The following is a 26,420-nucleotide window of genomic DNA, read 5'->3' on the forward strand; positions in this document are numbered from 1 at the left end:
GCGCGACCGAACGGCCCCGCTCGAAGTTCTGCCGCAAAAGCTCGACAGTGGAGGTACCAATGAAGCGGACGCACAAGCTCGAGGATCTGAAACCCGCGGACTACGTCGTGGTGGGTGCGGGCAGCGCGGGCGCGATCGTCGCACGGCGTCTGGCCGACGCCGGTGCGACCGTCACCCTCGTCGAATCGGGTAAGCGGCTGCGCGGACCACTCGTCACGGTGCCCGGGATGTGCGGCGCGATCCACGCGGTGACATCGCTGCAACGTCGCATGACCTGGCCCGCGTACACCGTCGCGCAGCGTCACATGAACGGCCGCGCGCTGCCCCAGTCACATGGTCGCGCGCTCGGCGGAGGCAGCGTCGTCAACGGAATGGCGTTCGTCAGGGGCAACCGCCACAACTACGACGACTGGGCGGCCGAGGGCGCCGAAGGCTGGGCGTTCTCCGATGTCCTGCCGTCCTTCCGACGGCTGGAGAATTTCGAGGACGGCCCGAGCGAGCTGCGCGGCGGATCCGGCCCGATCACCGTCGAACGAGCGACAGGCCTGGCGCCCATCACCGAAAGCTTCATGGCCGCACTGTCGGCGACCACCGGCACCGCGGCCAACGAGGACTACAACGGCGCAAACCAGACCGGAGTGGCCGCATTGCAGCAGAGTGTCGGCGCGGGTCGGCGCGTAGGCACCGATCGCGGATATCTGTGGGACGCACCGCCCGGTCTCCAGGTGGTCAGTGGTGTCACCGCGACCCGATTGATCATCGAGCACGGCCGCGCGGTCGGCGTGGAACTGGCGGCACAGCGCAAGGGCCGTCATCCGATCGCGTCGGCGCGGGCCGAACGTGAAATCATCCTCAGCGCCGGATCACTCGGGTCGCCGCGCCTGTTGATGCTGTCGGGCATCGGCCACGCGACACACCTGCGCGAGCACGGGATCGACGTGCTCGCCGACCTGCCGGTGGGCGACAACCTGCACGATCATCTGTTCGTCCCGATGTCCTACCTCGCGCCCGGCGGACGCCGCGCGTCCCCGACGAGTTTCGCCGCGACCGTAGCTCGGGAATGTGTGCGCCCGCGTTCGACCTACATGGCGCACACACTGTTCGAAGCCGTCGGATTCGTCGACAGCGGAACACGAACCCGCGCCGACGTCCCCGATCTGGAGATGTTCATCCTCCCCATGAGCTACCCGGAGAATCAAGACGAGCCCGGACTACACCTGGCCGCCGACCCCTCCCCCTCGCTGACCCTGCTGCCGACGATGCTCTACCCGCAGAGCCGAGGGACCGTCCGGCTGGCATCGACCGATCCGTTCACCGCACCGCTGATCGACCCGAATTACCTGGCCGAACCACAAGACCTCGCGACGCTGCTCGCCGGAATGGAACTGGTCGGGGAAACGGTCGGACATCCGGCGGTCGCCGCACAACTCGGACGTCAGGTGCTACCCGAATCCGGCCTGACGAGTACGGAACTGGCGGACTTCGTTCGACGCAACGCATCGGGGGTCTACCACCCCGTCGGAACCTGCCGAATGGGTACCGACGAGCGCGCCGTGGTCGACCCCGAACTGCGCGTACGCGGCGTGGACGGACTTCGAGTGGCCGACGCCTCGATCATGCCCTCCATCGTCGGCGGCAACACCAACGCCGCGGCCATGATGATCGGCGAGCGCGCGGCCGAGCGGATCATCGGCAGCTGAACGAAGTGTCGGCTACCGCCGCACGCATCGGCGGGCCGCGTGCCCGCCGGTGCTCACGGGGTGGATTCGGTCGGCGGCCACAGCGGCGCGGGCGTCTCCCCCAGCGGGTACCAACCGGGGAGCCTGCCCGCACCCGCGCTCTTCTCCATCCGCGCGGAGAACTCACGAGAAACCTTGCCGGACTTGAGCAACCGGACGTAGAGATCGACGACGTGACCGAAGTCGAAGAAGTCACGCTGCCACGCCCACTTCCCGTGGCCCGCGTAGCGGAACCACGAACCGCCGAGCCCGTACACCTCGTGCTCGACGCCGTCGGTGTCGGTGGCGGTCTGTTTCCAGAACCCGAGCACTTCGCCGAGCTTCTCATCGATCAACACGCGCTGATACGGGTAGCGCCACCCGAGCAGCCCCTCCATCTCCTGGCCGAACGCGATGTCGCGGATCTCCTCGATTCCGACGCACATGACGTCGTCGTTCGGACCGATGTTCCAGCCGTAAGTGCCGTCGGTGACGAAGAAGTCCGCCAGCGGCCGCCAGTCACCGCTACGTTCGGCTTCGATATTGGCCGCCAGCCATTGCTGGACGACCTCCTCCAGTTCCGCGCGAGGAAACTCGGTCACGATGTGGTCCTTTCCGATGTCGACTGTGCGGCCCCCAGCGCACGACGCGCAGCTCCGGTGTCAACCGCGACCTTACAGTAGGCTATACACGTGTAAAAGGCCATTGCGTCGCCGCGCGGCAAGCGGGTCAGTCCAGTCGGGAGTTCAGGATCCTCGCTATCTGGGCGATGGCGGCCGGTTCGGTCATCGCCAGGTGGGTGGCGTCTATGTGGAAGTTGGTGACTCGGCCCTGGACGAAGGGGATCCAGCCGCGGTGGCCGGTGGCATCGGAGCGGCGGTCGCGGGCGGCGGTGAAGTAGAGCATGTCGGTGTCGACGGTGGGGGGCTCCCATTCGGCGGCGGCGAGGATGGACAGGTTGTAGGCGTCGGTCAGGCGTTCGAGGGTGGCGGCGTCTATGTCGAGGCCGCCGTCGAGGTATTCCGCGATCTGTTCGGCGGCTTGGGCCGCGGTCGCGTCGGCGCGGACGAAATCGATGCCGAGTACGGGGCCGAGGTTGCTGACGAGTTCGCCCGCGGTGATGGTGGTGACCGAGTCGGCGTCGATGCCGCTGGACTCCGCGTCCAGTAGGCCGAGTAGCGCTACCTCTTCACCCGCGGCGCGGATCGCGGCGGCGACGGCGTGTGCGATCAGGCCGCCCATCGACCAGCCCATCAGGTGATACGGGCCGTGTGGCTGGACCGTGCGGATTTCGGCGAAATACCGGTCGGCGATGTCGGCGATGGTTCGGGGACCGGGGGTTTCGCCGCTGATCTGGGGCGCCTGGATACCGTAGATCGGTCGGTCTTCGGTGATGTAGCGGTCCAGTGCTTGATAGCACCAGGCCAGGCCCGAGGCGGGGTGGACGCAGAACAGCGGCGGGCGGTCGCCTTCGGTGCGGATGGGCAGGAGTACGTCGAGGCCGAAGGCGGGGACTTCCTCGAGGTCGGCGCCGGAACGCATCCCGGACTCGATGCGCTTGGCCAACTCGGCCGGGCTCGGGTCCGAGAGCATCCAGCGGACCGGGATCTCGACGTCGAGTTCCTTCTTCAATTCGCTCACCACCTGCACCGAGCGCAGCGAGTTCCCGCCGAGGGCGTAGAAGTCGTCGTCAGCGCCGACCTTCGGCACTCCGAGCACCTGCTCGAAGGCGCGGGCGACCTCCTCTTCCAGCGGGGAGGACGGCTCGCGGAACTCACCGACGGCGAGGACCGGCTTCGGCAGGCGGGCGCGGTCGAGTTTGCCGGAGGGGGTGAGCGGCACCGTGTCGAGCACCATCACCGTGGTCGGCATCATGTAGCCGGGTAGTTCGCCTGCCGCGCGGGCGACGACGGCGTCGGTGTCGACTGTCGCGCCCGCGGCGGGGATCAAGTAGCAGACGAGATAGTCCACGGTCTCGGTGGTGATCACGGAGACGATCGCCCTCGCCACGGACTCGTGTTCGGCGAATACCGCTTCGATCTCCCCGAGTTCGATGCGCAGACCGCGCAGCTTCACCTGGAAGTCGGTGCGGCCCAGGTATTCCAGCTCCCCGGTGTGTTGCCATCGCACGGAATCGCCCGTGCGGTACATGCATTCGCCGATCGAGTGCGGATCGGGCACGAAACGTTCGGCGGTCAGGCCGGGGCGCGCGTGGTAGCCGCGGGCGATCTGGTCGCCCGCCAGGTACAGGTCGCCCGCGACGCCGGGCGGCACCGGGCGCAGTCGGGCGTCGAGCACGTAGGCTCGCGCGTTCCATACCGGCGCGCCCATCGGCATACTCCCGGTATCGGATTCGCGCACCTGGTGTGCGGTGGCGTGCAGGGTGAATTCGGTCGGGCCGTAGAGGTTGTGCAGTGCGGTCTCGGGCAGCACCGACCGCACGGCTCGCACGACATCCTGACCGAATGCCTCGCCGCCGATGAGCACCGCGCGCAAGGAGTCCATCGGCGCCGACGGCGCGGCGTCGGCGAACACCGCGAGCATGGACGGCACGAAGGAGGTCACCGTGACCCGGTGCGCGGCAATGGTTTCGGCGAGGTAGGCCGGATCGGTGTGGCCGTCGGACATGGCGATCACCGTCCGCGCGCCGACCATGGGCGGCGCGAAGATCTCCCACACCGATACGTCGAAGGTCGCAGGCGTCTTCTGGAGCACCACGTCCGCGCAGGTCAGCTCGTAGGAGCCGACGATCCAGCGCAGTTGATTCAGGACCGAACGGTGCTGGACGGCAACGCCTTTGGGCCTGCCTGTGGATCCGGAGGTGAACAGCAGGTAGGCGATGTTGTCCGGGCGCAGCGGGGCGAGCCGATCGCGGTCGGTCACCGGTGCGTCGTCGAATCCCGAGAGGTCGACCCCGTCCAGCGAGGTGAGCACGATCTCGGCGCCCGCGGTTTCGAGCATGTACTCGACGCGTTCGGCGGGATGGTCGGGATCGACGGGCACGTAGCCGCCGCCTGCCGCGTGCACCGCGTACATCGCGGTCACCTGGTCGAGGGAACGCCGCATCCGCAGCGCCACCAACGAATCCGGGCCGACACCGCGCGCGATCAGCCACCGCGCGAGCCGGAACACCCGCGCCGCGAACTCCGCGTAGGTCACGGTGCGGTCGCCGGAGATCAGCGCGGGACGGTCCGCGTGTTCGCGTGCCGCGCGGACGAAGGCGGAGGCGAGCGTCTCGTGCGCGGGCAGGTCGCGGTCGGTCGAATTCCACCGCGTCAGTACGGCTTCGCGTTCGTCCGCGTCGAGCAGGTCCACCTCGTACACCGGCCGCGACGGGTCGGACACCAGTGCGTCGAGCATGCGCCGCAGGCGGTCGACGAAGGTGGTGACGGTGCTCGCGTCGAACAGGTCGGTGGCGTAGGTCAGCACGCCGGTGATCCCGGCGGGCGCGCCGGTCTCGTCGTAGGTGTCCGACACCGTGACCTGCAGGTCGAACAGCGACGTGCCGGTCTCGGCGTCCACGCCCGACAGTGCGAGACCCGGCAGTTCGAGCTCGGTCCTCGCCAGGTTCTGGAACGCCAGCATCACCTGGAACAGCGGGTGGTGCGCGCGCGAGCGCACCGGGTTCAGTTCCTGCACCAGCCGCTCGAACGGCACGTCGGCGTGGCCGAAGGCGGCGAGGTCGGTTTCGCGGACCTGTTCGAGCAGTTCGGTGAACGACATGTCCGCGCGCAACCGCGTCCGCAGCGCGAGGGTGTTGACGAACATGCCGACCAGGTCGTCGAGTTCGGGCTCGCCGCGACCCGCGTACGGGGTGCCGATGGTGATGTCGGCGGCGTTCGCGAGGCGGGCCAGGGTGGCGGCCAGCGCGGCGTGCAGGACCATGAACAGGGTCGTGTTGTGCGCACGCGCGATCCGTTGCAGTTCGGCGTGCAGGTCGGCGTCGACGCGCATCGGCACCGTCGCGCCCGCGTAGGACTGCGCGGGCGGGCGCGGGCGATCGGCGGGCAGTTCGAGCAGTGCGGGCGGGTCGGCCAATTGCTCTGTCCAGTAGTCGATCTGGGCGCGAAGCACCGAGTCCGGATCATCCTCGGCGCCGAGGACCGCGCGCTGCCAGATGGCGTAGTCCGCGTACTGCACCGGCAGCGGCGTCCAGGCGGGCGCCTCGTCGCCCATTCGGGCCTGGTAGGCGGTCATCATGTCGCGCGCGAGCGGGCCGAGCGAGGAGCCGTCGCCGCAGATGTGGTGCATCACCACGGCCAGCACCCAGTCGTCGCCGCCGAGGTCGAACAGGTTGGCGCGGAACGGCATCTCGACGGTCACGTCGAAGGGGGTCGCCAGCAGCGCCGTGATCGCCTCCGGCAGTTCGGATTCGGCGATCGGGAGCACGGTCAGCGCCGACGTGGCTTCGGCGGCGGGCAGGACGAGTTGCACGGGTTCGCCCTCGACCTGCGGGTACACCGTCCGCAGCACTTCGTGCCTGGCGAGCACGTCGTCGACCGCCGAGCGCAGTGCGGCCACATCCAGCCCGCCCGAGAGGCGGAGCACGATCGGGATGCCGTAGGCGGGCGAATCCGGTTCGAACCGGTTCAGGAACCACATCCGCTGCTGGGCGTAGGAGAGCGGGAGTCGCTGCGGGCGCGGGCCAGCGGTCAGTGGCGCCCGTGCGGCGTCGGTGTGGGTTTCGGCGCGGGCGGCCAGCTTCTCGACCGTCGACGCCTCGAAGATCATCGACACCGGGACGGTGGTGTCGAGAGCGGCGCCGATCCGCGCGGCGACGCGGGTGGCCACCAGGCTGTTGCCGCCCAGGTCGAAGAAGTCGTCGTCGGCGCCGATCGCGCCGTCGACGCCGAGCGCCTCGGCGAATACGCCCGCCACGATCTCCTCCACCGGCGAGGCGGGCGCGCGGAACTGCCGGGTGGCCACCACTGGCGCGGGCAGCGCCTTGCGATCGACCTTGCCGCTGGGCGAGAGCGGGATCTCGTCGAGCACCATGACCGCGGCGGGCACCATGTAGGCGGGCAGTTCCTCGGCCAGCGCCGCGCGCAGACGCTCGGCCGACGGGCTCGCCTCGACCGCCGCCACCACGTAGGACACCAGGCGCAGCGGGGCCGCGCCGTCGCGACGCGGGACGGTCACCGCGAACGCCACGTCCTCGCGCGCGCCGAGCAGCGCGTCGATCTCACCGAGTTCGACGCGGAAGCCGCGGATCTTGACCTGGAAGTCATTGCGGCCAACGAACTCCAGGGCGCCATCGGCGGTCCAGCGCACCACGTCGCCGGTGCGGTACACGCGCTGTCCCGGCTCCCCGAACGGGTCGGCGACGAACCGCGACGCCGAGGTTCCGGGCCGGTTCAGGTAGCCGCGCGCCAGCGCCGGACCCGCCAGATACAGTTCGCCGCCGACCCCGATCGGCACCGGCCGCAGGCGGGGGTCGAGCACCATGGCCCGCATACCCGGCAGCGGCCCGCCGATGGTCGGCGATTCGCCGGGGCGCAGTTCGCCGGTCGCGGTGGCGACCACCGTGGTCTCGGTGGGGCCGTACAGCACCCGGAACCGCCGCAGGCCCGCGCGGTCGGTGCGGGACCAGCGCCGCACCAGATCGGCGGGCACCTCGTCGCCGCCCGACATCACCGTGCGCAGGTCGTCGAGTCCTTCCGGTTCCACCGAGGCCAGCGCGGCGGGGGTGACGAACGCGTGGGTCACCCGTTCGGCGCGCAGGAGTTCGGCCAGTTCGTCGCCGCCGTGCAGATCCGAGCGCGCCACCACCAGCGCCGCGCCCGCGCTCACCGCGAGCAGGATCTCCAGCAGCGACGCGTCGAAGGACGGCGAGGCGAAATGCAGGACGCGAGAGTCGGATTCGAGTGCGGTGTCGGCGCGCTGGGCGGCGAGGTAGTCGGCGACGCCCGCGTGGGAGACGGCGACGCCCTTGGGCACACCGGTGGAACCGGAGGTGAAGACCACCCAGGCGACGTTCGACACGCGCAGCGGACGTAGTCGTTCGTCCTGTGCTATCGGGTGGCCGTCGAGTGCGGCGATCCGCTCGACCACGGCGGCGTCGTCGACACCGATCCACGCCACCGAGTCGGGCAGCGCGGCGCGCGCGCCGGAGGTCGTGAGACCGAGCGCCGCACCGGAATCCGAGATCATCTGCGCGATCCTGGCGGTCGGATAGCGCGGGTCGACCGGTACGTAGGCCGCGCCCGATTTCACCACCGCCCACCAGGCGACCACCGATTCCACCGACCGCTCGATCGCGACCACGACTCGCTGTTCGGGTGCGGCGCCGGAACGGATCAGCAACCGCGCCAAGCGGTTCGACCGTTCGTCGAGTTCGGCGTAGGTGAGCTCGCCTGCTTCGGACACCACCGCGGCCCCGTCGCCGTTCGCACCGACCGCGGCGGCGAACACCTCGGGCAGCAGCATCGGCGCGGGCGCGGCATCCTGGCCGACTCGCGACAGCAACCACGACCGGTCATCGGCGTCGAGCCATTCGATATCGCCCACCGCCACCGCGGGATTCTCGGCGATCGCGGTCAGTATCCGCAGAAAACGCCGCACGAAGCCGGTGACCGTCGCCTCGTCGAACAGGTCGCGCGCGAACATCATCATGCCCGAGACACCCTGCGCGTGACCATCTTTCGCGTAGGTGTCGGAAATGACCAGTTGCAGGTCGAACTGGCAGATCCCGGTGTCGAGATCGGACTGCGACACCGCGACCTCGGGCAGCACCACCTCGACCGTCGACAGGTTCTGGAACGCCAGCGCGACCTGGAACAGCGGGTGCTGTCCCGCCGACCGCGCCGGATTCAGTTCCTCCACGACCCGCTCGAACGGCACGTCGGCGTGTTCGAACGCCTCCAGGTCGGTCTCCCTGACCCGGTCGAGCATGCGCGCGAACGGCTGCGCGCCGTCAACGGCGGTCCGCAGCACCAGCGTGTTGACGAACATGCCGACCAGCGCGTCGAGGCCGGGTTCGCCGCGGCCCGCGACGGGTGTGCCGACCACCACGTCGTCGCTGCCGCTGAGCCGTCCGAGCAGGACAGCGAGCGCGGCGTGCACGACCATGAACAGCGACGAACCGCGCGCGCGGGCGAGGTCGAGCAGTCGGCCGTGCAGGTGCGCGTCGATCTCCACCGGCACCCGGCCGCCCGCGAGCGACGCCACGGCGGGACGCGGCCGGTCGGCGGGCAGTTCCAGGTGATCCGGCGATCCGGCGAGCGTGGAACGCCAGTACGCCAACTGCGCGTGCATCAGCGCGTCGGGATCGTCGGCCGATCCGAGCACCTGCCGCTGCCACAGCGCGAAATCGGCGTACTGCACCTCCAACGGCTCCCAGACCGGCCCGTGACCGGACAGCCGCGCCGCGTAGGCGGTCATGACGTCGCGCGCCAGCGGTCCCATGGACTGGCCGTCACCGGCGATGTGGTGGACGACGAGGACGAGCAGGAACTGTCCGATGGCGCCGTCGGCGGCGTCGTCGACCTCGAACAGGCCGACTCGCATCGGCACGTCGGCGGTCACGTCGAAACCCCGGTGGACGAAGGTCGCGGCGGCCGCGCGCACATCGCCTGCATGTACCCGGCCGACTTCGATCGCCACGGTCGGTTCGTCCAGGATCAGCTGGCGGGCCTCGCCCTCGGTCTCCGGATAGATCGTGCGCAGCACTTCGTGGCGGGCGATCACATCGCGCAGGGCCGCCGCGAGCGCCTCGGTGTCCAGCTTGCCGGACAGCCGCAGCATCACGGGGATGTTGTAGGCCGCGGACTCGGGTTCCAACCGGTTGAGGAACCACATGCGCTGCTGCGCCAGCGACAGCGGCACCGGCTCGGGACGCGCCGCAGCCGTCAGCGGCACTCGACCTGCGCCGCCGAGCGCGTCCGCGGCCTCGGCCAGCGCGCGGACCGTCGGCGCTTCGAACAGCGCGCGCACCGGCACCCGCGCGTCCAGCGCCGCGCCGACCCGCGCCACCACGAGGGAGGCGCGCAGCGAATCGCCGCCGAGGGCGAAGAAGTCGTCGTCTACGCCGACCCGGTCCAGGTCGAGGACCTGTTCGAAGGCGCGCGCCACGACCGCCTCCAGCCACGAGGTCGGCGGTGCGAACGCGCGCACCGGGAAGTCCGGTTCCGGCAGCCTGCGCCGGTCGAGTTTCCCGTTGGCGGTGAGCGGGATGTCGTCGAGCACGAGCACCGCGGACGGCATCATGTACGGCGGCAGTACTTCGGTCAGCGACGCGCGCAATTCGGGTCCGGAGACCGTCGCGCCCGGCGCGGGCACCACGTAGGACACCAGCGTCACCGCGCGTCGCTCGTCCCCGCGCGGCACGGTGACCACGAACGTCAGGTCCGCGCGCGCCGCCAGCGCGGCGTCGATCTCGCCGAGCTCGACGCGGGTGCCGCGCACCTTCACCTGGGAATCGTCGCGGCCCAGGAATTCCAGCCGATCCTCGGCGTCGCGCCGCACGATGTCGCCGGTGCGGTACATCCGCTCGCCGGGCGCGCCGAACGGCGCGGCCACGAAGCAGGCCGAGGTCAGATCGGGCCTGCCGACATAGCCGTCGGCGAGGGCCGGACCGAGCAGATACAGTTCGCCCGCGACCCCGCTCGGCACCGGACGCAGCCAGGTGTCGAGAACCACCGCGGTGACCGAGCCGACGGCGCCGCCGATCGTGACGGGTGCGCCGGGGGCGAGCGGCGCGCTCGCGGTGGCCCAGATGGTGGCCTCGGTCGGCCCGTAGAGGTTGATCACCGACCGCCCCGGCGCCCACTGGTCGACCAGTTCCGATCCCAGTTGCTCACCGGCTGTAGCCAGCACCCGCAACCCGTCGAGTCCATCGCGCGGGACCGTCGCCAGCGCCGACGGCGTCACCACGGCGTGCGAAACATGTTCGCGGCCCAGCAGATCCGCGAGGTCGGGACCTCCGTACACATCCGGCGGGGCGATGACGAGCCGCCCGCCCGATCCGTGCGCCATCAACAGTTCGAACAGCGAGGCGTCGAAACTCGGCGCCGCCACCTGCAACACCGACGCGCGGTGGTCGACGCCGAGCACGCGCCGCTGGGCCGCGACCAGATCGGCCAGACCGCGATGACTGACCAGCACACCTTTCGGGGTGCCCGTCGAGCCGGAGGTGTAGATCACGTAGGCGGTGCGGTCGGGGTGGATCGGGCCGCCCCGTTCGGCATCGGAGATCGGCGCGGGCGAGGCCGCGTCGACGAGACCCGCGGTGTGCTCGTCGTCGAGGACGAGCCACTCGACGCTCTCGGGCAGCTGCCCCACCGACGCGGTATCGGTCAGTCCGAGTACGGCTTTCGAGTCGGAGAGCAGGTATTCGATGCGCTCCGGCGGTAGCTTCGGATCGACCGGGACGAATGCCGTGCCCGCTTTCGCGGCCGCCCAGATGGCGACGAGCGCCGTTGTCGAGCGCGGGAAAGCGCAGGCCAGCACCGACTGTCCCGCGATCGTGCGCTGGGACAGGACTCGCGCCAAGCGGTTCGAACGCTCGTCGAGTTCCCGGTAGGTCATGGTGGTGGTCCCGAAGGTCGCGGCGGGCGCGTCGGGGTCGCGGGCCACCGACGCGGCGAGGATCTCGGGCAGCGAGACACCGGGGATGTGGACGTGCCGCGGGGTCGGCGGCAGCGCGGTCGATGGGGTGATCGCGGCGAGTCGAGTCGTCGGGTTCGCGGCGATCCGGGACAGCAGATCCACGAAGCGATCGAGGATCTCGCGCGCGCGTTCGGGGGCGAATTCGTGTTCCAGATAGCGCAGGCTGATCTGAAGTTCCTGCGCGCCGTCGTCTTCGGCCGCTATCGGCGCGACGACCAGGCTCAGCGGATAGGGGGTGGCGTCCACGCCGCCGACGCTGTCCACGCGCAGTCCCGCCGAGGCGACGAGCTGCTGCAGGGTTCGCCGGTCCAGCGGGAAGGACTGGAAGGTCAGCGCGGTGTCGAACAGCGCGGGCACGCCCGCGGCGCGGTGGATGTCGGGCAGCCCGACGAAGTGGTGGTCGAGCATGCGCGCGTGCTGCGCCTGGATGTCGGCCAACAACTCGCGCGGCGTCACCGACGGCGCGAGTCGCACGCGGACCGGGACGGTGTTGAGGAACATGCCGAGCGTCTGATCCACCATCGACAGCTGCGGCGGCCTGCCCGAGACCGCGGAACCGAAGATCACCTCGGTCGCACCGGTCAGCACGCGCAGGTTCATGGCCCACGCGGCGGCGACGGCGGTATTGACGGTGACGGCGGATTCGGCCACCACCGTGCGCAATTGCTCGAAACGCGACGCGGACAGGCGCGCGAGTACCTCGCCCGCCGCCGTCGAACCGCCCGCGGGCGCGCGGGCCACCAGGGTCGGTCCGTCGATATCCGAATATTCCCGCGCCCACGCGGCGGTGGAGGCCGCGACGTCCTGGCGAGCCAACCAGGTCAGGTAGTCGCGATAGGTGGGCGCGGGCTCACCAACACCGATCCGCGATGGTGATCCGTAGTACTCCAACAGGTCTCGCAGCAGCAGCGGCATCGACCAGCCGTCGAGGATCACATGGTGATTGGTGATGTTCAGGGCGAAAGCGCCTTGGCCGGTGCGGATCAGGGTGAAGCGCAGCAGCGGCGGCGCGGACAGGTCGAAGCCATCGGCGGCGTCGGCCTCGGCCACCGCCGCCAGATCGGTTCCCGTTTCCGCGGTCAGGTCGACCTCGCGGAACCGGACCTCGGCGTGCCGCGACACGATCTGGCACGGTCCCGATGTGGTCTCGGCGAAGGCGACGCGCAGGATGTCGTGCCGGTCCACCACGGCTTGCGCAGCACGGCGCAGGCGGGCGGCGTCGATCTCGCCGGAGAACTCGATCATCGTCCGGACGGTGTAGTTGTCGGCGCCTTCGGAGTCGAATGTCGAGTGGAAGTGGATACCGGACTGCATCGGCGACAGCGGCCACACATCGGCGGGCGCGTCGTAGCGCTGCTCGAGGTGTTCGACGTCGGCGCCGGTGAGCGCGACCAGCGGGAAGTCCGACGGCCGCGGCGCGCGACCCGCGACCCGGCCCACCGGCCCGTCCGGTTCCCGGTCGTCGACCGCGTCCGGGTTGCCGCGCGCGATCGCGGCCAGCGCGGCGACCGTCTTGGCCTCGAACACGTTGCGCGGGGTGATGATCAGGCCCGCCGAGCGCGCCAGCGCCACCAATCGCATCGACACGATGCTGTCGCCGCCGAGGGTGAAGAAGTTGCTCTCCGCCGAAACCTCGTCCAGGTGCAGGACATCGGCGAACAGCTGCGCCATGATCCGTTCGGCGGGCGTCGACGGCGCCCTGCCGTCCACCGCCTCCGATTCGAAGGCGCGCCGCCGCAACGTGTTCCGGTCGATCTTGCCCGCGGCGGTGAGCGGCATCGCGTCGAGTTCCACGATCGCGGTCGGATTCATGTAGTAGGTCAGCGTATTCGCGAGATCCTCGTGCAGCGCCCGCACATCGAGGGCGGCGCCGGGCGCGGCGACCACGTAGGACACCAGCACCGGTTCGCCCGCCGGGCCGTCCTGCACCACGGTGGCGGCGACGGCGACGGCGGCGTTCCGGTCCAGGTGCGCGTCGATGTCGCCCGTCTCGATTCGCAGTCCGTGGATCTTGACCTGCTGGTCGTTGCGCCCGAGGTAGTCCAGTTCCAGGCCCGCGCGACCGCGCACCCAGCGCACGGCGTCGCCGGTGCGGTAGATCCGTTGCCCGGAGTTCGGGTCGGCGACGAAACGCGACGCGGTGACGTCGGGGCGGTCGAAATAGCCGCGCGCGAGTCCTGGGCCGCCGATGTAGAGTTCGCCCGTCATGCCGACCGGCACCGGGCGCAGCCACATGTCGAGCACGGTCACCGAGACGCCGCGGATCGGTCCGCCGATCGAGACGGGTTCGCCGGGGCGCAGATCGTCGGAGCCGGTCGCCCAGATCGTGGTTTCGGTGGGGCCGTAGTGATTCATCAGCCGATGGTTGGTCCCCCACCGCCGCACGGTGTCCGAACCGGTCGCCTCGCCGACCACGGCGACCGCCTCTAGCGCCGGAAGTCCGCTGGGGTCCATGGTGTTCAGCGCGGACGGTGTGATGATCGCGTGCGAAACCCGTTCCGCGCGCAGCAGTTCCGCGAGATCGCTGCCCGCGTACACGTGCGGGGGCGCCACCACGAGGCAGGCGCCGCTGCTGTGTGCGAGCAGCAGTTCCGACAGGCAGGCGTCGAATCCCGGCGACGCGACCTGCAACACCACCGAATCCGGTCCGGCGCCGAAGGATTCGGCCTGCGCCCGAACCACGTCGGCCAGCCCGCGATGGCTGAGCTCGACGGCCTTCGGCTTGCCGGTCGACCCGGAGGTGTAGATCACGTAGGCGGCGTTGTCTGGCCGCAGCGGTTCGACAGCGGTCGGGATGCCGATGGGCTGCGGCGGATCCTCGCCCGCGTCGAGCACAAGCCAGTCGACGGTCTCCGGAAGCCGCGGCGCCACCGAGCTGTCGGTCACCCCGAGTTTGGTCCGCGAATCCGACAGCAGCTCGGCGAGGCGGTGGGCGGGATTGTCGGAATCCAGGGCGACGAAGGCGGCGCCGGTCTTGGCCACCGCCCAGATCGCCTCGACGAGCTCGATCGAACGGGGCAGGGCGAGGGCAACGAAGGATTCCGGGCGCGCACCGCGATTCATGAGCCGCACGGCGAGGGCATCGGCGCGCCGGTCGAGTTCGCGATAGGTCAGCGCGGTGTCGCCGAAGCGGACGGCCGTGGCGTCGGGATGCTCTCGCGCGGTGTCGGAGAGGATCCTGCGGAGTGTGAGTTCGGTGTTCTCCGGCGTAGATCCGACCGAAAGTAGTTCGGCGCGTTCGGATTCCCGGCACGAGGAGATCGCGGCGACCTTGCGGTCCGTGCCGGTCACGATCTGGCGCAGCATCGAGGCGAAGCGCTCCAACAGGATCGCGGCCTCCTCGACACCGAATCGGTCGGTGGCGAACTTCAGCGCCACCGCGTACGCGCCCGGTTCGCGGGTGTCGGAACGCCCGTCGGGACGCGGCCGCGGCGGGGTCACCTGCAGGCTCAGCGGATACGGCGTGGCGTCCTGCGCCTCGACGTCGACGACCTCGAGGCCCGCGTCGTCGAGCGTGCCCGCCAGCCCTTCCCGGTCGATCGGATAGGACTCGAGCACGGTCACGGTGTCGAACATCTCGGCGACGCCGGTCGCGCGCTGCAACTCCGCGAGTCCGACATGCCGGTAGTCGAGCATCGCGGCCTGTTCGGCCTGCACCCGCACCAGCAGCTCGCCCACCGACTCGTTCGGGTCCAGCCGCACCCGCACGGGCAGCGTGTTGATGAAAAGCCCTACCATGCGCTCGATCTCGGGGATCTGCGGCGGGCGATGAGAGACCGTGTTGCCGAACACCACATCCGAGCGGCCGGTCAGCACGGTGAGCAGCAGCGCCCACGCCACCTGCAGCGCGGTATTGGCGGTGACGCCGTGGGTGCGGCCGAGTTCGAGGACCGCCGCGGTGGTCGCGCCGTCGAGGTCGAGGGCGACCTCCGCGTCGCGCGCGGCGACCGAGAGGTCCGGTTCGCCCGCGACCCGGGTCGGGCTCTCGATGCCGTCGAGGGCGGCGCGCCACGCGGCGATCGCGGCCTCGCGGTCTTGGCCGTGCAGCCACTGCACGTAGTCGCGGTAGGACCGCGGCGGCGCGAGTTCGGACTGGTCGCCGTCGGTGCGGTAGAGCGAGACCAGGTCGTGCAGCAGCAGCGGCATCGACCAGCCGTCCAACGCGATGTGATGGTTGGCCAGCAGCAGGTGGTACTCCCGCGCGGCGACGCGCACCAGATGGAACCGCAGCAGCGGCGCGCGCGCCGGATCGAACGGCGCGCCGGACGCCTCGATCAGCCTCCGCAGTTCGCGCTCGCGGTCGCCCGCGTCGTGGATGTCGGTGAGATCGGACTGACGCCACTCGATGCGGCATTCGCGCGACACGATCTGCCTGGGTCCTTCGGCGCTCTCCACGAACGCCGCGCGCAGACTGTCGTGTCGATCGACGACCAGTTGCGCCGCGCGCCGCATCCGGTCGGCGTGCACCGTGCCCGCCAGGGTCAGCACGGCGCGCACCACGTAGCCGTCGGCGCTGCCCTCGTCGTCGTAGACGGCGTGGAACAGCAGGCCGGATTGGAGGGCGGTCAGCGGCCACACCTCGGTCATGGTCGGGTAGTCGAGGCGCCAGCGGTCGACGTCGGCCTGGGAGACCGACACGAACGGGAAGTCCGACGGCGTGAAACCGCCCGCGGTCGCCGAGCGCACGTGTTCGGCGAGTCCGCGCAGCGCCAGCACCCACAGGTCGGCGAGTTCCTCGACCTCGGCGGAGGTCAGGATCTGTGCGGCGAATTCCCAGGTGGCGTCGAGTTCGAGGCCGTCGGGTCCGGGCACGGCGATCGCCTCGAGGCCGAGTACCGACGGCAGCGCCATCGCGGCGTCGGTGGTTGCGGTCAATGCGGTGAACTCAGTGGTCGGCGTCCACGCGCCGGACTGTTCGGCCGCGCCGACCCGTCCCAGATAGTTCACGCTGATCTGCGGCGCGGGCGTGTCGCCGAGTTCGGCCGCGCCGCGCGGATCGAGGTGGCGCAGCAGGCCGAAGCCGATGCCGTTGTCGGGCACCGCCCGCAGTCGCTCCTTCACCTGTTTGACCGCCGCGCCCGCCGCCGCGCCGCCCGCGAAGGCGTCGTCGAGATCGATGTCGCTCAGGTCGACGCGGACCGGGAACCGGGTGGTGAACCAGCCGACGGTGGCGCTCAGATCGGCGCCGGGCACCGCCTGCTCCTCGCGGCCGTGCCCTTCCAGCCACACCAGCCCGCCCTCGTTCGAGGTGTCGCGTCCGCCACGCAGCCGGGCGAGCGCGAGCGCGAGCGCGGTCAGGATCGCGTCGTTGGCGCTGCCGTTGAACCGCGCGGGGACCGTGGTGAGCACCGCCTCGGTGACCTCGGCGGGTATGCGCGTCCTGATCCGTCCCGCGGTGGCCGTCATATCGCGTTCCGGGTCGAGATCGCGGGCGCCGAGCAACCGATCACCCCGCGCCAGTACGCCTTTCCAGAATTCCAGCTCCTCGGTGTGCCCGGCTCGCGCCCATTCCGCCAGTCCGTGCGCCCACCGCCGGTAGGTGGTGGTGCTCGGCGCGAAACTCGGCACGCCGCCGTCGCGCACCTGCTGCCAGGCGTGCGCGAGGTCGGTGAGCAGGATGCGCCACGAGACGGCGTCCACGGCGAGATGGTGCACGACCAGCCACAGCAGGTCCGGGCGCGTGCCGTCGGCGTCGCGCAGCCACGCCAGCCGCACCAGCGCGCCTGCGGCGGGATCGAGGCGGTCCGCTGCCGCGTGCAGATACCCGTCGATCTCCGCGGCGTCGCGGCGCTCGAGCCGGGCGCCGTCGATCACGTCGGCGGCGTCGACCGCGCCCGGTTCGCGCACGTCGAGTTCGCTCGCGCCGTCGCGCAGGACCGCGCGCAGCATGTCGTGGTGGTCGAGCAGCGCTTGCAGCGCGCGCACCAGTTCGGCCCGGTCGGCGCCGTCGGGCAGTTCCACGAGCGCCGCCTGCGCGAACCGATCGATATGACCGCGTCCGAGCATGGCGTGCATGATCGGCGACAGCGGCAGCGAGCCGACTCCGCCGCCCGGCAGTTCGCGCAACCGGGGTTCGTCGGCGACCTCGGTGGCCGCGGCGGCCAGACCCGCGACGGTCTTGTGCTCGAACACGTGCTGTGTGGTGAACGCCAATCCGGCGGCCTTGGCCCGCGCCACCAGTTGGATCGACAGGATGCTGTCGCCGCCGAGGGCGAAGAAACTGTCGTCAGCGCCGACCTGCGGCACGCCGAGCACCTCCGCGAAAAGGCCCGCGATCGCGATCTCACGCCGCGTCGACGGCGCGCGGCCCGCCCGCGCCGCCGCGAACACCGGCTCGGGCAGCGCATCGCGATCGAGTTTGCCGAACGCGTTCATCGGCAGGCTGTCCATCGGCAGGATCACCGCAGGAACCATGTGCGGCGGTAGCGTTTCGCGCGCGAAACGCTCGATGTCGACCGGGTCGATCCGGTGATCGCGCACCGGCACCACGTAGGAGGCGAGTACGGTCGCGCCCGCGTTGTTGCGCACCGCGACCGTGGCCGACAGGTCCACATCCGCGTGCGCGGTGAGCGCGGCGTCGATCTCGCCCGGTTCGATCCGGTAGCCGCGGATCTTGACCTGGAAGTCGGTGCGGCCCAACAACTCCAGTGACATCGCCGACTCCGGTCCGACCCAGCGCGCGAGATCGCCGGTGCGGTACATGCGCTCGCCGGGATCGCCGTAGGGGTCGGCCACGAACCGGGCCGCGGTCTGGCCGAAGAGGTGACTGTAGCCGCGCGCCAAACCCGGTCCGGCCAGATACAACTCGCCCGCGGTGCCCTTCGGAGCCGGTTGCATCGCGGCGTCGAGGATCATGGCCGACACGCCGCGCACGGGTCCGCCGACGGTGTGTTCGCCCTCGTCCGTCACGACCGCGCCCGCCGCGGTCACGGTGGCCTCGGTCGGCCCGTATTCGTTGTGCACGACCACGTTCCGGGTCCACCGCTCGAGGACGTGCGGCGGGCAGGCGTCACCGCCGACGGCCACCGCGCGCAACGAGGTCAGCGGGGCCGGGTCGACGGTGGCGAGCATGGTCGGGGTCAGGGTCAGATGGGTGACGCGCTCGTCGGCGAGCAGACGGGTCAGACGTTCGCCGCCGATCACCTCCGGCGCCACGACCACCAAGGCGGCGCCGGTGGCGAAGCAGGTGAGGAACTGTTCCATGGACGCGTCGAAGCTCGGTGAAAGCGCATACGACACCCGGGATGTCGCGTCGATGCCGTAGGCGGCGGCGCGGTCGGCGACGAGGTTGGCGAGACCGGCGTGGGTGACCTGGACGCCCTTGGGTGTGCCGGTCGAACCCGAGGTGTAGGTCACGTAGGCGAGATCGGTGGGGTGCGGCGGGCGAGTCCGTTCGTCGTCGCGAATCGGATCCGACGCCGCCCGCTCGCGAATTCGCGCGGCCTCGGGATCGTCGAGCACCACGGCGCGCACACCGTCGGACAGTCGGTCGGCGAAGGCCGCGGCCGTGATCGCCACGCGCACTTCGCTGTCGGCGCACATGTGCTCGATCCGCTTGGGCGGATAGTCCGGGTCGATCTGCACGATCGCCGCACCGGACTTCGCGACCGCCCACGCCGCGACGATCGACTCGACCGAGCGCCGCAGCACGATACCGACAGCGGTGTCGGGGCCGCATCCCCGCGAAATCAGCTCGCGCGCCAATGTCGAAGAGAGCACGTCCAATTCGCCGTAGGTGACCGTCTCGCCCGCGGCGACGATCGCGGTGGCGTCGCGGTCGCGGGCCACGCCGTCGGCCAGCAGGTCGGGCAGCAGCCGGGTCCGGTCGCCGCGCGGGCCGCGCACGGGCAGTAGCGCGTCTCGTTCCTCGTCGGTCAGCAGCGACAGCTCGCCGATCGGGCGATCGGCGCCCGCGAGGAATTCGTGCAGGAACATCAGGAAACGCCGGTGGTGCGCCGCGAGGTCATCGGGGCTGTAGACGTTCGGATTGCCCTGGAAATCGATGTGGGTGCTGTTCTTGCCCGCGCCGGGGTAGATGTTGACGAACAGGTCGGCGGTGGGTCCCGAGGTCAGGACGTGCAGGCGCCCCGCCGTCTCGCCGAAGAGCATCTCGTTCTCCAGCATCATCAGGTTCACGGCCGGACCGAAGGAGGCCGCCTCGTCGCGCGCGATCCCCATATCGCGGAAGATGTCCTCTTGGCGGTAGCGCTGGCGGCGCAGCGCGCTCGTCAATTCGCCTTGGGCGGCGGCGATCACGTCGCCGACATCGCTGCCTGCGACCCGCACCCGCAGCGGGACCACATTCGCGACCATGCCGCCCGAGCGGCGCAGCACCGCGGAGTGGCGACCCGACACCGGAAGGCTCAGCAGCACTTCCTCGCTGCCGGTCATCCTGGCCAGATAGGTGGCGAAGGCGGCCACGATCACCGGCGCCACGCTGGTGCCGCGCGCGGCGACGGTCTCGTCGAGCAGCCGCGCGGTGTCCTCCGGCAGCGGCGTGCTCACCAGCGCCGGGTGGATGGTCGGCTTGCTCACGCGACCGGCCAGGCTCACCACCGCGGGCGCGCCCGCCAGATGTTCGGTCCAGTACTTGCGATCGTTGCCGAAACGCTCGGAACCGCGGTACGCGAGGTCCTGTTCGATGAGGTCGCCCAGGTCGTTCGCCTTGGACGGCGGCGGTTGCTCGCCGCGCCACCACGCGTTGTAGAGCTCGCGGATGCGGTGCAGCATGGTGACCGCGGCATACCCGTCGAGCGCGATGTGATGGGCGCGCTGATACCACAGGTATTGATCCGAATCGACCTGGAAGACGATGCTTTTCATGAGGTCGTCGCGCAGCAGGTCCAGCGGCGCCGAGTAGTCGCGCGCCATCAGCCGGTGCGCGGTCGCCATCGGATCGGCATAGCCGCGCAGGTCGAGGATCGACACCGGGGAGCCCACCTCGTGGTCGACATACTGGCGCGGTTCGCCGTCGACCTCGAGCAGATGCAGATGCCCCGAACCGAATTCGCGACTGGCCGTACGGCACGCCTCGACGAGCAGTTCCGTGCGCAGCTCACCGACGATCTCGACGTACTGGGCCACCGAGATCGGTGAGGAGCCCGCGAGGTGCTGGGCGAACCAGATGCCGCGCTGCGCGGCGGACAGTTGGAGTATCTCGGGCGTCGCCGGACCGGTGAATCCCTTTCCGTCGCCGTGTGTTCCGGCCTCGCCACCGGATGCCGGGTGACCGGGAAGGTCATCCGAACCTGGCTGCGATACCGAACCGGGCTGCGATGAAATCGATCGCGATGTGGTCATCCGACCCCCACCTCCACGCATTCGTCGTTCCAGAAGTCCGCCCGCCGCCGCGGCCACCGAGGGCCCGGCCGTACGGGGTCGACAGGCTTGGTGTGCCGTCGGGCGAGTCGCCCCGCCAGGCGACGAAGCCGCCCGCGGCGAGATGCTCGCGAGAGAAGCGCTCAAGGGATCGAGCGAATCCGCGGCTACGCGCACCGTTGATTCGATCGCCCGCTAGCTCGACCGCGCTGGGAGCTAGTGAGAGCGCGCCGGACGCGCCGGTTTGAGGCGGATCCGTCGATTGCGGAGTCGGCGGCCCATCGGCAGCGCCATGACCCGAGATTTCGAATAACCGAAAGGACTCGAAAGGGAGTAGTTTTCGGTCAGCAAATACTTGCTATCGTTATTTTCCATTGCTTGCACCAGACAGACCCTGGACGTACAGTCCGGGGTCGATTCGTTTCCTCATCGAACGACCGCACTGTCGTCGATTCTCGCTATGGATTCATCGCACCTTCCCACGGCGAACGTTACGCCCGCTGTAGCGCGGTGCGGTCGAAGACAATCCGACCGGCGGTCGCCGATGCACTTCTTCTTGTGTCGACAACCAGCTTGAACCTGCGATCATAACCACGGGTACTTCAGTCCGCAACGGCTTTCGCGAGCACCGACCGAAGGCCCGCCCATATCGACCGATCACTTATGGCAGACTCTTCGACCGCAATATCGGAAGATATCGAAATGCTAGCGATAGACGAATTCATTCGACCTTCACCAACGGCCTGAGTACTATGCTCCGACACCGTCAGACAGGGAAAATTCTTGTGCGGAATTCGATTTCTTCACCCGATCGGGCAAACATTTGGCTGTGATGATCGCCGCAGCCCCGACACGCACACTTCGCCCCATCCCCGGCGGCGTCGAACCCGCCTCCGAGCCGTGCGAACACCGGCGGGGGCACCCCTTCGGACAGACACGCCGATCTCCGCCCATCCGCGCGCGCCGCAGCTCCGAATGAGAACAGTAGGGCCTTATCCGGAAATGAGGTAACCCATGGGCACACTCGGCAGATCCACCGCCGCACACCGCCGCTCCCCCGCCTTGCGCCCGGCCATCGTGCTGCTCGGCGGCGCGGTCTGCGCGGCCGTGGCCGGGACATCCCCGGCCATCGCCGACGACGGCCCCTCGGGCCCGCCACCCCTCGCCCTACCCTTCGCGCCCCCGCCGGGCCCGCTCACGGCCCTGCCGCTCGGCCTGCCGACGGCCGATCTCGGACAGCCGAGCCCAGCCGCCACGCCGTTCGGGATTCCGGACCTCCCGTTCCGGATTCCGAACCTGGCGCCGCCGGTCACACCCGCGCCGGTCGCCGACTCCGATCCGAACCCGACACCGATAGCCGACTCCGATCCGGCCGCGCCACCGCAGGCCGAGGAGATCCGCATCGGCAGCGTCGAATTCAGCCGCCCGAGCATCGTCACCCCCGAACAGGCGGCCCAGTTCAACTCGGGCACCGCCGAGGTCGAGGACACCGTCTCCGACGTGCTCGACAGCTCGGGCATGGACCCGGTCCGCTCCGACGAGGTCGCCGCACAGATGATCGGCGACGCCGCCGTCGGCGCGGTGGTCGGGGGCGTGGTGGCCGCCCCGGTCGCCGCCGCCGTGGGCGCGGTGGTCGGCGGTGTCGGCGGATTCGTTCTCGGTATCCCTTTCCTGCCCACCGGCCTGGTGGTCGGCCCGGTGATCGGCGCCACCATGGTCGCCGCCTTCATCGCCGCCCCCGCCGTCATAGCGGGCGCGGTCATCGGGGCAGGCGTAGGCGCGGTCCAGGGCTACAACGCACCATTGGACCCGCCACCCGCACCCTGAATCCGCCGCTCGTGAGGTGGCCCGGCCGACCGCGGATCACGTCGACCGTACGTGGCGCGGATCGTTCTTCCGGACAGCGCGCAGGACGCCGGAACCGGTCGGCACCCACCGGCTGGGTTCGAAGACCAGATGTCAGCGCGGGCGGTACAGCGCAGCCACCGCGTCGGTTCTGGCCTTCAATGCCGCGTTGCGGGGTAGTTCGTCGACTATGACAATGCTCACGGGCACGTGGTGGCCCGGCAGCCAGTCGCGGACGAGTTCGAGTAGTTCGGTTTCGGTCGGGGCCGGGGCGCCCTGGCGGGGCTGCACGGCGGCGAAGGGGACCTGACCGAGGCGGTGGTCGGCGACTCCGACCACGCAGGCGTCGCGCACCGCCGGATGGGTCAGCAGGACATTGCGCACGGTCTCCGGGAGGATCTTGAAGCCGCCGCGGTTGATGGCGCCGTCGGCGCGGCCGTGGATGGTGACGAAGCCGTCGGCGTCCACGGTGGCCAGGTCGGTGGTGCGCACCCACGTCGCGCCGAGCGCGGCCACCTGCGCTTCGAGCAGGCCCGACGCGCCCGCCTCCACTTCGGTCCCGGAGTCGGGGTCGACCACGCGCACCAGGACGCCGGGCAGCGGCCGACCGACGCTGCCCGCCTTCGCACGGCCGAACTTCTCGTGCAGGTCGGGTGTCCACGCACATACCGACCCGGCGAATTCGGTGGCGCCGTAGGCCCACAGCAGCGGTATGCCGTAGCGGCGCTCGAATTCCTCGCGCAGTTCCGGCTCCAGCGGACCCGAGCCGCCGGGCAGGTAGTCCAGGCTCGCCAGGTCCTCGGGCGGGACCTCGGCTTCGAGGATCATGCGCACGATCGTCGGCTGCACGCCGGTGCGCCGCACGCGGTAGGTCCTCACCGCGCGCACCCAGTCGGGCACGGTGAACTTCTCCAGCAGCACCATGCGCTTGCCGAGGAAGGGCGCGGCAAGCAGCTGGCAGATGCCGATGCTGCCGAACGGCCAGTACACCAGTTCCGGTGGATCGTCGGGCGCGGCCGCCGTGGCGCCGCCGGTCATGCTGCGCACCGTGTGTCCCAGCGCGGACAGCGGGATCGGCACCCGTTTGGGCGGGCCGGTGGTGCCACTGGTGAGTATGTGCAGGCCGGGGGCGCTGCGTTCGACCGCCGCGTGATCGATCCGTGACCGATCCCCCGCTGTGACGGCCGCCACGGCGGGTTCCTCGATCGAGATCGCGACGCCCGCGACACCGCCCGCTTCGCATGCCGCGACAACCGGCTCCGTCCAGTCCTGCCGGTCCGCGACGACCGCGACCAGCGCCGACTGCTCGATGTCGCGCGCGATAGCCGCTGCGGACTGATAGGAGTTGATCATCACCACGGGCCTGAGTTCGGTGAGGAAACCGAGCACCGCCGCGGCGTGCGGCAGACGGTTGCGCACGACGACGCCGACCCGCTCGTGTGGGCGCACGCCAACGGCATCGAGGGCCGCCGCGATCCGGGTGATGTAGTCGCCGACCTGCGCGCCCGAGTACCAGCGACGCTCGAATTCGATACAGGGCCGATCGCCGTATTCGGCAAGCCGACGAGCCAACGTCCGCGCGAATTCGACGGCGGCGGTATCGCTCTCGTCACGATGCTGAGTGGACATCCGATACTCTCTCCGGCTCGATGGTCAGGCTTCGGCGCGGGCCGGTGGTCGGTAGAACAGGGCGAGTTGCCCGACGCCCGCGACCGCGCCGAGGCCGAGCGCGATCGCGAAGCCGATCACGCCGTCCACCCGGTCGGCGCCGAACAGCAGGTGGTCGACACTGATCCGGCCCGGCCCGATGGTGGCGACGCCGACCGCGCCCACAGCGAGTACCAGGTTGTATTCCCAGCCTTCGCCGACGATGAAGAACCCTTTGGACCGATGCACGGTCCATGCGGCGACCAGCATTAGCGCCACGAATCCCGCTCCAGCCAGCGGCGTCAGCAGCCCGAGGGCGAGCGCGAGGCCGACACCGACCTCACTGCCCGCGGCGAGGCGCGCGTGCACGATGCCGGGCCGCATCCCGATACTGTCGAACCATGCGGCAGTTCCCGGTATCCGCCCGCCCCCGAAGAATTTGTTGTAGCCGTGGGCGGCCAAGGTCAGGCCGAGACACACGCGCAGGATCAGCACGCCCGCATCGAGCGCCGTCATCGCCGCACCCCGTGATCAGCGCCGCGCGACACCGCGCCCGAAACATATCCCGTATCCCATACCGCTAGCATTACAGTAATGTTAGACACTCCGGGCGGGCGGTCAAGCGACGCCCGGTGCCGCCCGCGAACGAGAGGCCATGCCCATGACGAACGCGTCCAGTGCCGACGACACGGTCACCGCCGAGGATTTCCGCGAGATACTCGCCCAGACAAGGGTTTTCGTGCGCGATATCGTCATGAAGCGGGAACGTGAGATCGCCGAACAGAACCGGATGCCCGACGAGATCGTCGACCAGGCGAAGGCCATGGGCCTGTTCGGCTACGCCATCCCCCAGCAATGGGGCGGCCTCGGCCTGAACCTCGCCCAGGACGTGGAACTGGCGATGGAACTCGGCTACACCACCCTCGCGCTGCGTTCCCTCTTCGGCACCAACAACGGCATCGCGGGCCAGGTACTGGTCGGCTTCGGCACCGACGACCAGAAGACCCGCTGGCTGGAACGCATCGCCTCGGGCGAGGTCGTAGCGTCCTTCGCCCTCACCGAGTCCGGCGCGGGCTCCGACCCCGCCGCGCTGCGCACCACCGCCGCCCGCGCGGGCGAGCAGTGGGTGATCAACGGCGAGAAGCGCTTCATCACCAATGCCCCCGTAGCCGACCTGTTCGTCGTCTTCGCCCGCACCCGCCCCGCCGACGAGAACGGCGCGGGCATCTCGGTATTCCTGGTCCCCGCCGACTCCCCCGGCGTCGAAGTAGGCCCCAAGGACCGCAAGATGGGCCAAGAGGGCGCCTGGACCGCCGAGGTCTACTTCCGCGACGTACGCGTCGGCGACGAAGCCCTGGTAGGAGGAAACGAAGACATCGGCTACCGCGCCGCCATGACCTCCCTGGCCCGAGGCCGCGTCCACATCGCCGCCCTGGCGGTAGGCACCGCACAACGCGCCCTCGACGAATCGGTGACCTACGCCGCCACAGCCACCCAAGGCGGCACCCCCATAGGCCGTTTCCAGCTGGTACAGGCCCACCTGGCCGACATGCAAACCGGCGTAATGGCAGGCCGCGCCCTGGTCCGCGACACCGCCCGAGCCTGGGTGGCAGGCGAAGACCGCAGAATCGCCCCCTCGGTAGCCAAACTCTACTGCACCGAAATGGCAGGCCGCGTAGCCGATTCCGCCGTCCAGGTCCACGGCGGCACCGGCTACATGCGCGACGTCGCGGTAGAACGCATCTACCGCGACGTCCGCCTACTCCGCCTCTACGAAGGCACCAGCGAAATCCAACGCCTCATAATCGGCGGCGGCCTGGTCCGCAACGCCGAACGCACCACCAAGTAGCACACCGCCCGCGGCCTTCCTCATACGGCGGAACCCCGGTCGGCATCGCCCACCGGAGTTCCATCGCGTCCACGCGCCGACATTTGTTCCGCGGCCCGGCGACGTTGAACCGCCGGCCGTAACCGTCAGGCATCAATCGCACGCCGTGAGGCGCTATGGAAGTCGAACACTCAGCCGCCCCACCCAACCCGTCGGGCTGAGTTCGCCGGGCACCGCACGACCCGGAAGTACAGTTACCCAAAGGCCTTGTCGGGCCGAGCTCGCCAGGCACGGCACCACCCGGAAGCACACCTACCCAATGGTTGAACGCGGCTGTGTTTATTTTGCGGCGCCTTCGGCGCCGCGGGTTCGCGGCCCCTCAGTCTCGCGTCCCAGCGTTCGATACTTGCTCCTGCGTCGCCATGTCTCCGACGCAGGGACGCGAGACGGCCGCGACC

General features: G+C 70.0%; 7 protein-coding genes. 3 read left to right on the plus strand and 4 right to left on the minus strand.

Features of this window, described 5'->3' with window-relative positions:
* Positions 1–59: 59 nt before the first annotated feature.
* Positions 60–1,700, plus strand: a complete 1,641-nt coding sequence (locus IT779_RS17200; RefSeq protein ID WP_196150322.1) for a GMC family oxidoreductase — start codon at positions 60–62, stop codon at positions 1,698–1,700.
* A gap of 53 nt (positions 1,701–1,753) precedes the next feature.
* Here the strand turns inward: IT779_RS17200 and IT779_RS17205 are convergent, their stop codons facing one another.
* Both IT779_RS17205 and IT779_RS17210 read right to left on the minus strand, forming a co-directional pair.
* A complete protein-coding gene (locus tag IT779_RS17205) occupies positions 1,754–2,320 on the minus strand; it encodes a nuclear transport factor 2 family protein (protein ID WP_196150323.1) in 567 nt (188 codons plus the stop codon).
* A 127-nt stretch (positions 2,321–2,447) separates the two neighbouring features.
* On the minus strand, positions 2,448–20,624 hold the full coding sequence (locus IT779_RS17210; protein ID WP_196150324.1) for an amino acid adenylation domain-containing protein: 18,177 nt from the start codon (positions 20,622–20,624) through the stop codon (positions 2,448–2,450).
* Between the two features lie 1,032 nt (positions 20,625–21,656).
* On the opposite strand from IT779_RS17210, the gene IT779_RS17215 reads away from it, so the two are divergent.
* Positions 21,657–22,469 carry a hypothetical protein gene (locus IT779_RS17215; protein ID WP_196150325.1) on the plus strand — a complete coding sequence of 271 codons (813 nt, stop codon included), beginning with the start codon at positions 21,657–21,659 and terminating at the stop codon, positions 22,467–22,469.
* 132 nt (positions 22,470–22,601) lie between these two features.
* On the opposite strand, the gene IT779_RS17220 is transcribed toward IT779_RS17215, so the two are convergent.
* A complete protein-coding gene (locus tag IT779_RS17220) occupies positions 22,602–24,116 on the minus strand; it encodes a class I adenylate-forming enzyme family protein (RefSeq protein ID WP_196150326.1) in 1,515 nt (504 codons plus the stop codon).
* Between the two features lie 24 nt (positions 24,117–24,140).
* Positions 24,141–24,650: a DoxX family protein gene (locus tag IT779_RS17225; protein WP_196150327.1), complete on the minus strand. Its 510-nt coding sequence runs from the start codon at positions 24,648–24,650 to the stop codon at positions 24,141–24,143.
* Between the two features lie 139 nt (positions 24,651–24,789).
* On the opposite strand from IT779_RS17225, the gene IT779_RS17230 reads away from it, so the two are divergent.
* A complete protein-coding gene (locus IT779_RS17230; protein ID WP_232541817.1) occupies positions 24,790–25,983 on the plus strand; it encodes an acyl-CoA dehydrogenase family protein in 1,194 nt (397 codons plus the stop codon).
* Positions 25,984–26,420: the final 437 nt, after the last annotated feature.

The organism is Nocardia bovistercoris (genome assembly GCF_015674855.1).
Taxonomy (GTDB): Bacteria; Actinomycetota; Actinomycetes; order Mycobacteriales; family Mycobacteriaceae; genus Nocardia; species Nocardia bovistercoris.